Here is a 14490-nt window from a genome sequence, read left to right on the forward strand (position 1 = left end):
TGTGCCTGTCCTGGGTGCGACAGTATCACCAGGGTGAACGTGGTTCAACAGAGTGAACGGTTACGTGTTCTCGCGAGGTTGCATGGGGTTCTCGAGAAGCCGCTCGAGTTCACGAAGCTCAGCGACGATCGCCTCCCGCTGCAGGGGTGAGGTCGCGGAGGTCAGGAAGGAGCAGCCGATGGCGATCGCGGGGGACGAACTGGAGCGCGGCGGCATCCGCACGGCGACGCCGGAGATGCCCGGGTGCACCCCGCCTTCATCGATGGCGTATCCACGCTCTCGGACCTGCTCGAGTCGAGCCGTCAGCTCCGACAGGTTGCGAACGCTCTCGGACGTCCGCATCGGGAACGCGTGGGGGTAGCGGAATCGGTCGGCGATGTCGTCATCCGGGAGCACGGCGAGCAGGGCGTTGCCCACCGCCGTGGATGCCGCCGGGAATCTGTCACCGAGGTTGGCCGTCAATCGCAGAGGAGACCGCCCCTCGTGTCGCGCGAGATAGATGACGTCCGATCCCTGCAGCATCGCCATCTGAACCACTTGCTCGGACAGCGTGGGGGCCTCGTTACAGAATCGGTAGAACTCGCGCACCTCGTTGAACGAGCGCAGATACGCCCCGCCCAGTTCGACCGTTCCGTGACCGAGGACGTAACCGTTGCCGACGCGGCGGATGAGGTTCGCCTCCTCGAGAACCGTGCACAGATACGACGTCGACGATTTGGCCGCTTCGAGTGTGCGCGCGAGATCGGCGAGGGCGACCGGCTCTCCTTGCGCTTGGGCCAGGATGCGGAGGATGTACACACCCCGCGTCAGCGCGGGCGCGGGGTCTCGATCCGCTCCCGTCCGATCGTTGGACATGTTGCCCTCCTCTCCGCCGCCCCGTGAACCGAGAAGAGGCGCGAAACGCTGCGACCCCACCCCGGGTCCTAGACCTCGACCGTATCGACAACACCGTCGATGAGGCGGCACGCCTCCCCGCAACGTTCCTGGCGGCGGCCTGAACGGTCCGACCTCCTTCGTTCCTCGTGGTGAACGTCATTCCCTCTGCGGAACGCGGGTGATCGCCGCAGTCGGTCCCCGGGTCGGCGGGCTCAGCGGATGCGCCCGGCGAGGTCGTCCCGTGAGAGCGTGCCGGCCTCGGCCAGCACCTTCCGCGCCGCGTCCCGCGCGTCTTCGACGTTCCACAGCAGCACGCCGACGACACGGTCGTCGTCGAGGTAGTAGACGATGCCGCGCTCGGGGTCGATCCAGTCCTCCACGGTGTCGAGAGCGGCATCCAGGGTCCCGACCGCCTCGTACCGGATGCCGAACACCGCCGAGTAGTAGTACGGCGTGTGCGTGTACGGCTCGGCGGCACCCGCGAGATTGCGGCCCGCGGCCCGACCCTGCTCGTTCGCGTTGTCGACGTGCTCGACACGGCGGCGACCGAGGATCCGGTCGGGGTAGCTCGCGACGTCTCCCGCCGCCCAGACCCCGTCGGTCGAGGTGCGCAGCTGCGCGTCGACGATGATGCCGTCATCGACGATGAGTCCGGCGCCCTCGGCCAGGTCGGTCGCGACCTCGATCCCGAGACCGCTGACCACCGCATCCGCCCGGACCACGTCGCCGTTCTCGAGCTCGAGGCGCGCGCCCGTGGCATCCGCGTCTCCGCCGGCGACCTTCGACCCGGCGACGATCTCGACACCGGCATCGCGGAAGAGCTTCTCGAACCTCTCCGCGAGCGCGGCGGGGAACACGGCGTCGCCGAGGACGGCGCCGGTGTGGATGAGCACGGTGTCGACGCCGTTCTGCACGAGAGCCGCGGCGAGCTCGGAGCCGATGTAGCCGCCGCCGACGACGGCGATCCGGTCGACCTCGTCGGCGAGGGACCGCAGCCGGCGGTAGTCCTCGGCTGTGCGGAAGGTCAGCGCCCGCGCGCCGTTCGAGCGGTCCTCGATCGGGAGCGGCACGGGCTTTCCGCCGGTGGCGAGAAGGAGGGTGCCGTACGTGTACGTCTGGCCGTCGGCATCCACTTCCCGGGCGTCGGGGCGGATCGCCGTCACGCGCGTGCGCAGCCGGATGTCGGCGCCGGTGTCGTCGGCGGTGCCGAGCGGCACCTTCTCCCACGTGAACTCGTCGTCGGTCCACAGCTTCTTGCTGAGCGCGGGGCGCGTGTAGGGGGCGTCGACGTCATCGCTCAGGATGCCGATCGACCCGTCGGCGTCGAGCTCGCGGATGCCACGCGCCGCCGTGTCCGCGACCATGCCGCCGCCGACGATGAGGTGATCGAAGTGAGTCGTGGTCATGCCGCCAGCCTCGCCGTCGCGCCTGGGCCGCCGGGACGGGTTGCGAGGCGTCGCGGCATCGGGTAGCGGACAGGTGACTTTCTGCACCAGGGCAGGTGACGAATCTAGCGGAATGAGTAGATTGCGCTTAGATAACCATAGAGTCGCTACATGCTCCACGAACTCAATCCGTTCCGGCCCGGTGCCGGAGTTCGCCCACCCGAACTCGTGGGGCGCGAGGCCGAGATCGATCTCGTCGACTTGATGGTCGCCAAGAGTCTCGCCCGCAGGAATGACGGGGGCCTGATCACTTACGGTCTGCGCGGCGTTGGGAAGACGGTACTCCTCAATGAACTGCAACGGAACGTCGACCAAGCGGGGTGGCTGACGGTGCAGTTCGAGGCTCGCCCAGGAACCGCGGGCCAACTCGTTTCGCGCCAGTCGCTCGCCCGCGGTGTAGCGATGGCCGGGCGCAGAATGGCGCGCTTTCGGACGGCAGTATCCGATGTGAAGGCCGCCGTATCGACGGTCTCGTCATTCGCACTGACAGTTGCCGGGGTATCGCTGAACTTGGGAGTCGAGCCCTCTGATCACCGAGCCAATTCAGGGCTCATCGAAGTGGATCTCGAGGAGCTCGTTGCCGACCTCGCAGAGCCGCTGCAGAAGAACAAGAGTGCGCTGGCCATCTTCGTCGATGAGATGCAGGACCTCGACGACGATCTCCTGACGGCCCTGCTCGCGGTGCAACACAAAGCGACGCAAGCGGATTGGCCCTTTTACGTCATCGGCGCAGGACTCCCTACGCTTCGGCGCACTCTCGCTGAGGCTCGCTCCTACTCGGAGCGATTCTCACTCCACGAGGTAGGCGCTCTGTCGCGATCCTCCGCCGCAGAAGCCGTCGTCCGCCCCGCCGAGCAACTTGGGGCAAGGTTTTCCGATGACGCCGTCGAGGCGATCGTCGATGAGGCCCAGGGCTACCCGTTCTTCCTCCAGACGTACGGCAAGGCCGTGTGGGATCTCACGCCTGATCGACACATCGATCTCGAGATCGCACGCACAGGCATCGCCGAAGGCAACGCCGCACTTGACCAAGGGTTTTTTCCTGCTCGTTGGGATCGCACGACGCCATCGGAGCGGCTCTACCTCCGAACGATCGTCGAGGTGGGGGGCGAGGTCGCCAGCACCTCCGCGATTGCCGAGTTCCTCTCCGTCGCGCCCGCGTCGCTCAGTCCTGCACGGCAGTCGCTCATCGAAAAGGGGATCATCTACGCCGAGCGCCGAGGCTTCGTCAGCTTCACCGTCCCCAACATGGATCGCTTCATCCGGCGCCAAACCGATCTGGACGACTGACACTCTCCAAGTTCGTCGGATCCCGGGGCGCCCAGACCGAGCCCAGACCCGGCGAACTAGGCTCGGGGCATGAGCGTCGACCTCGAGAATCTGTACATCGACCTGCACGCCCACCCCGAGCTGTCGTTCCAGGAGACGCGCACGGCGGGCGTGATCGCGCGGCACCTGACCGACCTCGGTCTCGAGTTCGAAGAGGGAGTCGGCCGCACGGGGATCGTGACACGGATCGACAACGGCGACGGTCCGGTCGTGTGGCTTCGCGCCGACACCGACGGCCTCCCCGTCGAGGAGCAGACGGGCCTCGCGTACGCCAGCACCGCCCGCGGCACCGACCCGGCGGGCAACGCCGTTCCCGTCATGCACGCGTGCGGGCACGACATGCACGTCACCGCGATGATCGGCGCGCTCGAGCGGCTCGTCGCGACGACCGACGAGTGGTCGGGCACCGTGATCGCGGTGTTCCAGCCCGCCGAGGAGTACGGCGCGGGTGCCCGCGCGATGCTCGACGACGGCATCCTGGACCGGTACCCGAAGCCCGACATCGTGCTCGGCCAGCACGTCACGCCCCTTCCCGCCGGCACCATCGGCGTCCGCCCGGGCACCCAGATGGCGGCATCCGACGGGCTCACCGTGGTGCTGCACGGTCGCGGCGGACACGGCTCGCGCCCGCACTCCACGATCGACCCGGTCGTCATGGCCGCGGCCACCGTCATGCGCCTGCAGACCGTCGTGTCGCGCGAGGTCGACCCGCGCGACGTCGCCGTCGTGACCGTCGGCTCGATCCACGCGGGGCTGAAGAACAACATCATCCCCGCCGAGGCGAAGCTCGAGCTGAGCCTGCGCTACCCCGACGACGCCGCGCGCGACCGCGTGCTCGAGAAGGTCGAGCGCATCGTCCGCGCCGAGGCGCAGGCCTCGGGCGCCGAGCAGACCCCGACGATCACCACCGACCACACTCTGCCGCCGACGATCAACGATCCGGAAGCCACGGCCCGCCTGACCGCGGCCTTTCGCCGGGCGTTCGGTGAGGCCAGCGTCGTCGACCCGGGGATGTTCACGGGCAGTGAAGACGTTTCGTGGTTCGCGCGCGACGCGGGCGTGCCCCTCGTCTACTGGTTCTGGGGCGGTGTCGACCCTCAGACCTTCGCGGATGCCCTGGCCGGCGGCACGATCGAGCGCGACATCCCGACGAATCACTCGCCGTTCTTCGCGCCGGTGATGCAGCCGACGATCGACCGCGGGGTCGAGAACCTCGTGGTGGCGGCCCGGGAGTTCCTGAACTGAATCTCGACGCCTCGCGCCTCGCCTGCAAGGGTGGAGGGATGAGCGCGACGCAGAGGGACGCCCAGATCACCGCCGACGACGACCGCGACGGGCTCTTGCCGGGAGCGCCGATCATCGCCGGCATCCGGTCTCTCGTCATCTGGGGCATCGTCGCGGCGGCCCTGCTCGGCGCGTTCGTGCGCGGATCGCAGGGCGGATGTTCCGGAGGCCTCGCGAGCGACGGCAAGGGATTCCTCGGGGCGGACGGGAAACCGACCGACATCGAACCGCTCTGCGGCACCGTGACGATGAGCCCGAGCCCGCTCGTGTTCGTGATCCTCGCGGTCATCGTGGTGACGGCTCTCACGCGCATCCTCGGTCGGGCGACCGACGTCGACCATGCACTCAGGATCGTCAACAACGCGCGCATGGTCATCGTCATCGTGACCCTCACCGGCTTGGTGGTGGGGTGGTGGGCGATCACGACGCTCCGGATCGACGACTGGAGCGCGTACTCGGTGTGGTCACCGCTGCCGTTCGGACAGTTCGAGGTCGAGACGCACCCGATCTCGCAGCGCTGAACCACGCGGGGTCGCGCGCGCAAGGCCTCTGCCCGCGCGCCGCTCGGCGCGTACCGTGACGGTCGTGACGTTCAACGACAACGCCCGGGTCGGGGGCAACTCAGCGAAACGCCGAGGTGGCGGGACCGTCGCCGCCGTGGGAGGCGGGGCGGTCGGCCTCGGCGCCGTCGTCGTTCTGCTGTTCTCGCTGTTCACCGGCACTGATCTCACCGGTCTGATCGGCGGAGGGACAGCGGCCGGCCCCGAGAGCGGCGGCGAGGCGATCGCCAACTGCGAAACGGGTGCCGACGCGAACAGCGACGACTCGTGCCGGTTGGCCGCGGCATCCCTCAACATCGATCAGTTCTGGCAGGAACGCCTCGACGGCTATCGCGAACCGCAGCTGATCATCGTCGATCAGGCGACGGGCACCTCGTGCGGCACGGCTTCGAACGCCACCGGCCCCTTCTACTGCCCGCCCGACGAGACGGTGTACGTCGACCCGACCTTCTTCGCGATCCTGCGCGAGCAGTACGACACGACCGCGGGACCGCTCGCGCAGCTCTACGTGCTCGCGCACGAGTACGGCCACCACGTGCAGAACCTCACCGGCGTGATGGAGCAGTACCCCAACAACGGCACCGGCCCCGACAGCAACGGCGTGCGCACCGAGCTGCAGGCCGACTGCTTCGCCGGCGCCTGGGTCGCCGCAGCCGGCGAGCAGGTCGACGAGAACGGCACGCCGTACCTCGAGCCGCCGACGTCGCAGCAGATCAGTGACGCGCTCGCGGCGGCCGCTGCGGTCGGCGACGACCACATCCAGGCCGAGTCGGGCCGCGGCATCAATCCCGAGAGCTGGACGCACGGATCGAGCGAGCAGCGCCAGCGCTGGTTCGACGCCGGACGCGAGGGCGGAGTGAACGCCTGCGACACGTTCGCGGTGGCGGGGCAGGACCTGTAGGTCGCGGCATCCGGGTCCTCCGCTCCTCGGGCGTCGGCTGCGACCGGCCGTCCCGCGGGCCGCGCACGCGCTGGACCGTCCGGCGGAGTTCACATGAGACACGCCGGTCCAGGATGCCGCGCCGCGGCGTGTCCGCACCCGACTCCGCCTGACGGTACGGGCCACCCGCGGCCAACTCCGCCTGACGGCACCCGCCACCCAGCAACTCACCCCAGGACACCCGCCACCCGCGGTGCCACCGCCCCACTTCCGCAGAACGGTGGCACCGCGGTGCCGCGTCACTCCTCGCGCGAACGCGTCCGGAGGATGATCACGACCAGCACGCCCACGAGCACGACGACCACGCCGCCGATCACGAGACCCAGGGTCAGCCCCGACGGTGCTCCGCTCGCGGGCGTCTCGGTTGCGGGAGCCGTGGCCTGACCCGCGCCGGCCGCGTCGGCGCAGGGCGACTGCGAGAGGCCCGTCGACGAACCGGCCTCCGTGGAGGTGAACGAGAACGACCCCGAGATGGGGTGGCCGTCGGACGAGACCGCGCGCCACTCCACCTGATACTCCCCGGCAGCACCCAGAGCCACCGGAACCGTGAGGGTCGGCCCCGACAGGGTCACGCAGTCGGTCTCGTAGTGCTGACCGTCCGGCCCGAGCACGATGACGATGTTGCCGCCGTCGTAGCCGAGCAGGTTGGCGCTGAAGTCGAGCGACACCTCCGACAGCGATGAGACGGTCGTGCCCGCGGAGGGCGACGTCGACTCGAGGCTGTCGTGCGCCGAGGCCGCCTGAGCCCCGCCGAGTACGGCGCCCAGCGCGATCGCCGCGATCGCGACGGTTCGCGCGAGGGCCTTCGACACGCGCACGCTCAGCCGCGCTTCGGGCGACGGGCGAAGGCGAGAGCGCCCAGCACCGCACCGATCGCCGCGACGACGAGGGCGGCGATGCTCAGACCGAGCGCCGTCCCCGAGTCCGACGACGAACCGGATGCCATGGCATCCATGTCGTGGTCCGTCGACGACGGAGCGGCAGAGGCCGTGCTGTGGCTGTGCTCCCCGGACGGCGGGGTGTCGTTGACGTAGAGCACCGGCGCGGGCTCGAGCGAGGAGTCGGCCGCGACCTGGTCGGGGGTCGCCGCCCAGTCGACGACGGACCCGTCGGAGTAGGTCTGCACCGCCGGCAGGACGAGGTGTCCGACGTCGGGCACGGGTCCGAGGACGGCCGAGAAGATCTGGAACTGGTCCTGACCGATCCCGACGCCCGGGTCGGCCTGCCAGACGATCTTCAACGGGGCGTCGGTGACGGTGTTGCCGTTCGCCTCGACGGGCGCGGGGAGCGCGCCCTTCTCGACGGTGGCGGTCCAGCCCGGGACGGGCTGCACGAGCACGGCACTCAGCGGCGTGTCGGTCGGCAGAGTCACCTCGAGCTTGACGGTGGAGGCCGTCTCCGACTCGGTCGGGACGCGGAAGTTGACCGTGGCGTAGCTGCCGGGGGCCGCGGTGTTCGGGTTGACGGTGACGTGAGCGGATGCCGCGAGCGGCACGCCGATCGCGAGGACGGCGCCCGCCGCGAGGCCCACGAGGGCACGGCGAAGGAAGGGAGAACGAGACATGGTGCTGCTTTCTGCGAAGGCGCGCGCGAGCGACTCGCGTCGCGCGAGGATGAGGGGTCGAGGGGTCACGCCGCGAGCGGCGGACCTCGATGCCTCATCGTCGACAGCACGGCCATCGCCGTGGTCAGCAGGAGCGGCTCGGGCGCGGGACGGACGTCGTCCGTCAGCGGGGGGAGCCCGCGGAAGGGCCGCAGCACGCCGAGCGCCGCGTGGAAGAACCGCACGATGACCTGCACGGCGCGCTCGCCTCGACCGAGCGCGAGGATCGTGACGACCGCGGCGAAGGCGTGGGCCACCCACATCCAGGGCGAGTGCGACCCGTGCGCGACGACCGCGTGACTCGATCCGGTGGCATCGAGGAGCACCACCGGCGCCCCGTGATGCCCGCCCGTTGCGACGACACCGTCTCCGCGCAGATCGAGGGCCAGGATGCCGTGGAACAACGCCTGGCTCAGCACCACCGCGAGCGACAGCCGCCACCACGACGCCGTGCGTCCGGCCAGCAGGACGCACACCGGGGCCGCCAAGCAGAGGGCGAGGGCGATGTTCAGCAGCGGAGGGAGTTCGGCGCCGACCGAGGAGTGCGAGACGGTCGCGATGAACGTCGCGACGGAAGCCGCGGCGATGCCACGACCCACGCGTTGCGCGCGCCCTGCTCTCGACGACATTCGAACTCCTCCGCTCACAGCCTATGCGGGGCGGTCGCCCCGGTGCGGGAAGTGCCACGGCGTCGAGAGACGTCGGGGGACGGGCGACGGCGCCCGCCCCCGACCGAGACCGCCACCCGCGGACCGGGGACGCTCGACACCGCCAGCGCGAGCTCGCGCGGGTCGTCCGCCCGGTCATACGAACAACGAGACGACGGTGGCGGCCCCGAGGGCGCAGGCCGGCGATAGCTCGCGGCGACGACGGGGACGAAGGCGAGCGGCGCCACCGCCGCGCCCGCGATGACGGCGAAGGGCCGATCCGACGACGCTGTGTCCCCCGCGATCCTCGGGAATCCGTCACGGCGGACAGCGGCCACCCGAGGACATCGGGTCGCCCTCCGCCCGCGCGAAAGCTGTCAGCCCTTCACGCTGCCTGCCGCGAGCCCCGACTGCCAGTAGCGCTGGAGGAACAGGAACGCGACGATCAGCGGCACGATCGACACCAGCGAGCCCGTCAGCACCGTGGAGAAGAGGACTTGGGCTCCGCCACCGCTCGACGCGGCCGCCTGCCACCCGGCGAGACCGACCGTGACCGGATACAGGCTCGGCGTGTTCAGCATGATGAGCGGGAGGAAGTAGTTGTTCCACGTGGCGACCAACTGGAACAACAGCACCGTGACCATGCCGGGAACGAGCAACCGGACCCCGATCGTCGCGAAGGTGCGCAACTCCCCCGAGCCGTCGATACGAGCCGCCTCGAGCAGACTGTCATCGACCGAGTCGGCGGCGTAGACACGCATGAGATAGACCCCGAAGGGGCTGACGAGCGAGGGCAGGATGATCGCCCATGGTGTGTCCGTGAGGTTCATCGAGCTGAACAGCAGGTAGGTCGGAATGGCGAGAGCCGTCATCGGCACCATGATCGAGCCGATCACAAGCCAGAACACCACGGAGCTGCCCCGGAAGCGATACTTCGCCAGCGCGAATCCGCACGCCGTGGCCAAGACGGTGGCCCCCACGGCACTCGTGACCGCGTAGAGCACCGTGTTCACCATCCACTGCGAGAAGACACCCCCATCCTTCGAGAACACGTCAGCAAGGTTGTCGAAGAGATGGAATCCCTGCCCGAACCAGAGTCCGAACGTCGTGAACAGTCCGGTGTTGTCTTTCGTGGACGCGATGACGAGCCAGACGAGGGGAACCACGAAGTAGACCACGCAGATCCAGACGAACACCGTGAGAAGCGTCCCGCCACGAGTCGGTCGGTGCGTACCCAGCGGGCGCCGCTTGAGAGGCTTCCGCCCGGGTCGCACGATGGCCTCGGTCATGACGTCTTCTCCTTGCGGTTGACGATGCCCTGGACGATGACCGAGAGCACCACGATGACCATCCCGAGCAGGAAGGCGATGGCGGCGGCGTAGTTCACGTCCTGGTTCTTGAAGGCGAGGTTGTAGGCGTACAGGTTCGGCGTGAAGTCCGACCCGATCGCGTTCGGCGCGATGTTGAAGAGCAGGTTGGGTTCGTTGAAGAGCTGGAAAGAGCCGATGATCGAGAAGATGACGGTCAAGATGATCGCCTGCCGGATCGCCGGGATCTTTATGCTCCACGCCACACGGAACTCGCCCGCACCGTCGATCGCCGCAGCCTCGTACAGCTCGGTCGGGATGGTCCGCAGAGCGGCGTACATGATGATCATGTTGTAGCCGATGAACTCCCAGCAGACGATGTTCATCGTCGAGCCGAGGATGGCCCCGGGGGCGAGGAGTTCCGGCGCCGGAAGGCCGAGGCCCGTGAAGATCTGGGTAATGAGGCCGAAGTTCTCACCGTAGAGGTAACCCCACATCAGGGTCGCCACGACGCTCGGCACCGCATACGGAAGGAAGATCAGCAAGCGCACGACCTTGCCGCCGCACATACGGCCCGAATCCAGGGCCAGCGCGAAGAAGAGCGAGGCGACGAGCATGATCGGCACCTGTACCACCAGGAAGATCGCGACCCGCGACAAACCCGCCCAGAAGCTGGGGTCACCCAGCGCGCGCTGATAGTTCGCGAGCCCCGAGAACACCTGACCGCCGACGAGTTGCGAGGTGAACGTGGAGAGATATGCCGAGTAACCCAGCGGGACGAGGAACATGGCGGCGAAGACCGCCACGAAGGGGATCACCAGGATCCATGCTGCGCGCGTCTGCGCGGAGCCGAGCCGAGCACGGCGCGCGGGAGAGGCCGACGTCATCGTCTGTGTCCTTTCTGAGGATGCCGAACGGGCCCCGCACCGACGGCGCGGGGCCCGCGGGGTCACTCGACCGTGAAGCCCTGCTGCTTCGCGTAGTCGGTGACGGCGGCGTCCCAGGCGGCGAGACCGCCGGTCATGTCGCCCTTTTCGCTGATGGCCTTGCCCAACGTCTCGTTGTAGCTCGAGTAGACGAAGTCCATGAACGGCAGCCACTGGAAGTTCTTGTCGACCGTGTCGGAGACGCCGGCGAAGAACTCGTTGACCTTCTGCCCTCCGTAGAACTCCGACGCCTGGTCGACGAACTTCGGGTCGCTCAGGGTGGCCTTGGTCGTGGGGAAGAGGAACTGCTCGTTGGCGAGTGTCAGAGCAGCCTCGCTGTCGGTGTTGATGAACTTCGCGAACTCGTAGGCGGCGATCTTGTTCGGGCTGGACTCCATCACGGCCGTCGTCGAACCACCCCAGTTGCCCGAGACGTCCTGTCCGGCCTCCCACTGCGGAATCTTGGCCGCCGTCCACTTGCCGCTGGTGTTCTTCGCGGTGCCCTGCAGGAAGATCGGCCCCCAGGCGGCCACCTGCCAGCTGGCGTACTTACCCTGTGCGAGGCCCTGGTACCACTCGTCGTTGAAGTCGGCATCCGTGGCGACGAGATCTTTCTTCACCAGATCCTGCCAGAACGAAACCACCTTCTGCGTCGCGGGCGAGTCCAGGTCGATCTTCACGGTCTTGTCGCCGTCATACCCGAACGGCTTCGCTCCGGCCTGCCAGAAGAAGCCCACCATCTGACCCGGATCGTTCCCCGGCAGGTCGGCGATGTACGACCCGGTCTTCTCCTTGATGGTGGCGGCCACGGCGGCATAGTCGGCCCACGTCTCGGGTGCGCTCACCCCCGCCTGCGCGAAGATGTCGGAACGGTACAGATTGCCGAGTGGGCCCGAGTCCTGCGGCACCGCCCAGACGCCCTTGTCGTCGGCCACCTGGTTCCAGATCCAGTCGACGAAATCGTCCTTCGCTTCGGCCGCGCCGTAGGGCGTGAGATCGGCCAGGCTCCCGGTCTGCCGGAATGAGGGAATGTACTGGTACTCGACCTGCGCGACGTCGGGGGCACCCTTGCCCGCCTTCAGGGCGGCACGCAGCTTTGGGTACTGCTGCGTCCCACTGCTGGTGTTGACGAGCTCGACGTTGATCTTCGGGTACTTCGCCTCGAAGAGATCGACCTCTTTCTGCATGTCGGGCGCCCACGCCCAGAACGTGATCGTGGTGGGCGTGTCCATGGCCTTGTCGATGTCAGCCTGACTCACAGGAGCGGTGGACGATGCGCCGGACGACGCCGGGGAGCACCCGCTGAGAGCGAGGGCGGAAACGAGGGTCAACGCTCCGAGCGTCATTGCCTTTCGGTTGCTTCTCATCAGATTCTTTCCGTGGAGGGGAAGGCGGACCCGACCGGATCCGTCGAAGCCTCGAACACGTGTGCAGCACGCGGATCGAGGAGCAGGGTGGAGCCGGCGGGCACGACCTCGCCGGTCTCGAGGTCGCGGACGGCGACCGGGGGGATGACAGCGACCGGTTCGCCCGTCCAGTTCGCGACGAAGGCGAGCGTGCGTGAGCCGGCGCGACCCGTCTGCACCGTGACGGTCCGCGGCGCACTCCATTGCGTTGCCGCGGTCCGCACATCGAGCCAGGAGGCGACACTGCGGGCGAGGGGCACGTTGGGAACGGTCGCGAGGTAGCTGATGCGCCCCCGCCCGTGCGGACGGGTGGTGAGAGCCGCGTGCGCTCCCAGCTCGTTGTCGTCGAACGAGACGACGGTCTCGGCTCCGTCGACGTCGAGAAGATCGATCCACTCGGTCGCGGCGGAGCCCGCTTCCAGCTCGATTCTGTGCGAGGAGACCGACATCGTCGAGATGTTGCTGTACTCGTCATATCGGATGCCACCGGGCTCGCCGATACGGTCGGGGGCCACCGCCAGGCGCGCCCGGGCGAGCTCATCACCGTAGCCCGTCCGCACGCCCGCGACGAGGTGGCCACCCGCCTCGGCGTACGCCACGAGGTGGTCGAGCACGGCTGTCTCGACGACGTACAGAGCGGGTGCCAGCAGAACCGGATACCTGCGGGCCAGGTCAGCGGCATCGTGGTTCAAGAAGTCGGATACGTGCTGTACACGAAGCTGCAGCCCCGCTTCGAACGCCCCCCGGTAGAACGAGTCGAAGATGCGCGTGTAGGAGTCCGGATCGGGTGAGCCGTCGGATCGCGAGAGCGGGGGATAGAAGTTCCACGACCATTTGGTGTCGGTCGACCACAGGATCAGCGCGTCGGCGTCGGGAACATAGTCGTCCAGCGCCGCGCCGAGGGTTTTCAGTGACGCCCCGAGCTCGGCTACCTCTCGGTAGATCCGACCCGGCTTCTGGCTGTGCGGGAGGACCCCTCCCCAGTACGTTTCGACCCCGAAGTGCAGCGTGTGCCAGTGCCAATACTCGATCATGCGCCCGCCGCGGGCGAGCAGAGCGAATGCCGCCTGCTTGATCTGCCCCGGATACGGCGGGTGGTTCTGCCACGACCCACCGATCGACTGGGCGTTGGTCTCGGTGACGAGGTATTGAGCTCCCGCGGTGGAGTAGGCCCGGTCGCCCCACTGGAAAAGCGCCCACACTCCGGTGTGCCACCATCTGTCTTCGCGGGGGACCTCGAATCGGGCATCGAGACCGTCCTGCATCTTGTAATAGGGGTTTCCGGCGACGACGTCGAGGGATGCCGCGAGCTCGTCGTCGGCGACCTGGTCGCGCATGTACGAGATGCACGTGGTCACGAACTGCGCGGGGCTGGCGTATTCGCGGACCATCTCGGCTTGCCAGGCGATGAGGTCGGTCGCCTGCGTCGACTGGAAACGGCGCCATTCGAGTTGGTACTGCGGCATGAGGTTGCCGTCGGGACGCCAGAGTTCGGCCCACTCCTGAATGCGGTGCGACCAGTACACCAGGCCCCATTCCTCGTTGAGGCGTTCGACCGTGCCGTACTTGCGCCGGAGCCAAGAGACGAACGCCTGGAACGTCGAATCGTTGTGCGGCAGGACGTTGCCTGGTTCGTTGTCAACCTGGAATCCGATGATCGCCGGGTGGCTCGCGTAACGCTCGAGGATGCGGCGAGACACTCGCTCGGCGTAGAACCGGTAGGCCGGCTGGGCCTGGTCCATCTCCTGACGAGCGCCCCATCCCATGCGGTGCCCGGTCGAGATCTCTGCAGCGATCTCGGGGTGCAGCTTCTGCAGCCACGGCGGGATGGCGTAGGTAGGCGTGCCGAGGATGACCCCGATGCCCCGCGCGTGCGCGCCGTCCAGGACCGGCTGCAGCCAGTCGAGATCGAACTCCCCTTCACGGGGCTCCCAGGTCGACCACACCGACTCGCCCACGCGAATGACGGTGAAAGCGGCCTCCGCCATCAGATCGAGGTCACGCTCAAGCACACCGTCGGGCTGGTACTCCGCATAGTAGGCCGCGCCGAACAGCACACCCGAGAACGTGGGGGACCCCGTCATCTTGACTCCTTCGTCAAATGTTGTCGACAACATTTCGCGACCACACGTTAGCGCGACGCGGTGATCGCGCGCAAGTGATCGAC

At 68.0% G+C, this 14490-nt stretch carries 13 protein-coding genes; 4 read left to right on the forward strand and 9 right to left on the reverse strand.

Features of this window, described 5'->3' with window-relative positions; genetic code table 11:
• Window positions 1-60 precede the first annotated feature (60 nt).
• Together QE388_RS04875 and QE388_RS04880 are read right to left on the reverse strand one after the other, a co-directional pair.
• Complete coding sequence (locus tag QE388_RS04875; protein WP_275797505.1) at window positions 61-855, reverse strand: IclR family transcriptional regulator; 795 nt, start codon at window positions 853-855, stop codon at window positions 61-63.
• A 233-nt stretch (window positions 856-1088) separates the two neighbouring features.
• Complete coding sequence (locus QE388_RS04880; RefSeq protein WP_307383475.1) at window positions 1089-2282, reverse strand: NAD(P)/FAD-dependent oxidoreductase; 1194 nt, start codon at window positions 2280-2282, stop codon at window positions 1089-1091.
• Between the two features lie 150 nt (window positions 2283-2432).
• Between QE388_RS04880 and QE388_RS04885 the strand changes: the two genes are divergently transcribed.
• The 4 genes from QE388_RS04885 (at window position 2433) to QE388_RS04900 (ending at window position 6395) form a co-directional block, all read left to right on the forward strand.
• Complete coding sequence (locus QE388_RS04885) at window positions 2433-3611, forward strand: AAA family ATPase (RefSeq protein ID WP_275797501.1); 1179 nt, start codon at window positions 2433-2435, stop codon at window positions 3609-3611.
• A 69-nt stretch (window positions 3612-3680) separates the two neighbouring features.
• Window positions 3681-4895 (forward strand): amidohydrolase, encoded by a 1215-nt coding sequence (locus tag QE388_RS04890; RefSeq protein ID WP_307383478.1) that lies wholly within the window; start codon window positions 3681-3683, stop codon window positions 4893-4895.
• Between the two features lie 38 nt (window positions 4896-4933).
• Window positions 4934-5455 (forward strand): hypothetical protein, encoded by a 522-nt coding sequence (locus tag QE388_RS04895; RefSeq protein WP_307383481.1) that lies wholly within the window; start codon window positions 4934-4936, stop codon window positions 5453-5455.
• A 64-nt stretch (window positions 5456-5519) separates the two neighbouring features.
• Window positions 5520-6395 (forward strand): neutral zinc metallopeptidase, encoded by an 876-nt coding sequence (locus QE388_RS04900; RefSeq protein ID WP_307383484.1) that lies wholly within the window; start codon window positions 5520-5522, stop codon window positions 6393-6395.
• A gap of 278 nt (window positions 6396-6673) precedes the next feature.
• Here the strand turns inward: QE388_RS04900 and QE388_RS04905 are convergent, their stop codons facing one another.
• The 7 genes from QE388_RS04905 to QE388_RS04935 all read right to left on the reverse strand — a co-directional run bounded on the left by QE388_RS04905 (window position 6674) and on the right by QE388_RS04935 (window position 14407).
• Window positions 6674-7246, reverse strand: a complete 573-nt coding sequence (locus QE388_RS04905) for a copper resistance CopC family protein (protein WP_275797493.1) — start codon at window positions 7244-7246, stop codon at window positions 6674-6676.
• A gap of 8 nt (window positions 7247-7254) precedes the next feature.
• Window positions 7255-7998, reverse strand: coding sequence for a YcnI family protein (locus tag QE388_RS04910; protein WP_307383487.1), 744 nt, complete (start codon window positions 7996-7998; stop codon window positions 7255-7257).
• A gap of 65 nt (window positions 7999-8063) precedes the next feature.
• Window positions 8064-8666: a hypothetical protein gene (locus tag QE388_RS04915; RefSeq protein WP_307383488.1), complete on the reverse strand. Its 603-nt coding sequence runs from the start codon at window positions 8664-8666 to the stop codon at window positions 8064-8066.
• A gap of 395 nt (window positions 8667-9061) precedes the next feature.
• Window positions 9062-9973, reverse strand: a complete 912-nt coding sequence (locus QE388_RS04920; RefSeq protein WP_275797487.1) for a carbohydrate ABC transporter permease — start codon at window positions 9971-9973, stop codon at window positions 9062-9064.
• Window positions 9970-10878 carry a carbohydrate ABC transporter permease gene (locus tag QE388_RS04925; protein ID WP_307383491.1) on the reverse strand — a complete coding sequence of 303 codons (909 nt, stop codon included), beginning with the start codon at window positions 10876-10878 and terminating at the stop codon, window positions 9970-9972. Before QE388_RS04925 ends, QE388_RS04920 begins: the two co-directional genes overlap by 4 nt.
• 62 nt (window positions 10879-10940) lie before the next feature.
• Window positions 10941-12176 (reverse strand): ABC transporter substrate-binding protein, encoded by a 1236-nt coding sequence (locus QE388_RS04930; RefSeq protein ID WP_307383493.1) that lies wholly within the window; start codon window positions 12174-12176, stop codon window positions 10941-10943.
• Between the two features lie 107 nt (window positions 12177-12283).
• Window positions 12284-14407, reverse strand: coding sequence for a beta-galactosidase (locus QE388_RS04935; protein ID WP_307383497.1), 2124 nt, complete (start codon window positions 14405-14407; stop codon window positions 12284-12286).
• Window positions 14408-14490: the final 83 nt, after the last annotated feature.

The sequence above is a fragment of the Microbacterium sp. SORGH_AS_0969 genome (assembly GCF_030818255.1).
Classification (GTDB): domain Bacteria; phylum Actinomycetota; class Actinomycetes; order Actinomycetales; family Microbacteriaceae; genus Microbacterium.